This is a genomic window from Oleiphilus sp. HI0079 (assembly GCF_001635105.1).
In genome coordinates this window covers 1-867 of the sequence record NZ_LWFT01001002.1, presented here as the reverse complement: position 1 = coordinate 867, position 867 = coordinate 1, and the positions used below count along the sequence as shown (strand labels likewise).

Genomic DNA, 867 nt, shown 5'->3' with positions numbered 1-867 from the left:
CTTGTCTTGGGATAAATACCGCCAATTTTGTATGGCTCAATGGTGTAAATCCCTTCTTCCTTGGCCTGACTCATCAGTTCAATGGAACGAATCACATCGCCATCAATCTTTAACTCAAGCTTTAGTGCGGCCTGCGGCCCCTCAATGGTGTCATGTGCGCGGCGGAAAATCTCTACCCGGGTCCCTTCGCGCCAATATGTTCCTGGTCGATCGACAACGCGATTCTTGGTGTATTCGAGTAATCCCAGCTCTTGCTCTAAATTATCAAGATTCAGCGCCTGCCCCTCGAACAACTCTAAGGGCCTTGCCAATACCTGAGCGGGCAAATGCCAGCGCTTCCCTTCGAACTTATAGCGAACCTGTGCATCGAGATAAACGAGCCAAGAAATAAGTACCAGAGAAATAATGGAGAATAGCTTAAGCTTCCACCTACGTTTCACTCTGCCCTGCTCGCTTGAAGAAGAGGACGTTTTCGCGGATGTTTTTTTGGATTTGGCTTTAGACATTATCTTTGCAGAGCAAATGCGTCGCTGTTATTGTGCTCTCCGCTTTACGGAGGATACATGAACTCAGAGCTTGTTCAGTCGCTACTGAAACCTACACCTTACTCTCATCCATGTTCAACTATGGAACTGATTGAGACTCATATTTCGTGGATCATTTTGACTGGCGATTTCGCCTACAAAATCAAAAAACCCGTCAACTTCGGATTTCTTGATTTTACGTCATTAAGCGCACGTAAACAGTATTGTGAAGCAGAATTAAACTTAAACTCACGCTCGGCCCCCGAGCTCTATATCGAAGTGCTCGCCATCACCGGCGACGCTGCTGCCCCCAAACTCAACGCTATTACAAACATTGAACAAG

The 867-nt window shown here is 46.6% G+C and carries 2 pseudogenes; one reads left to right on the top strand and one right to left on the bottom strand.

Annotation, left to right across the window (positions count from 1 at the left end):
- Positions 1–440: pseudogene (locus tag A3750_RS18140) on the bottom strand (penicillin-binding protein 1B); the annotation flags it as partial.
- A 123-nt stretch (positions 441–563) separates the two neighbouring features.
- Between A3750_RS18140 and A3750_RS18135 the strand changes: the two are divergent.
- Positions 564–867: pseudogene (locus tag A3750_RS18135) on the top strand (hypothetical protein); the annotation flags it as partial.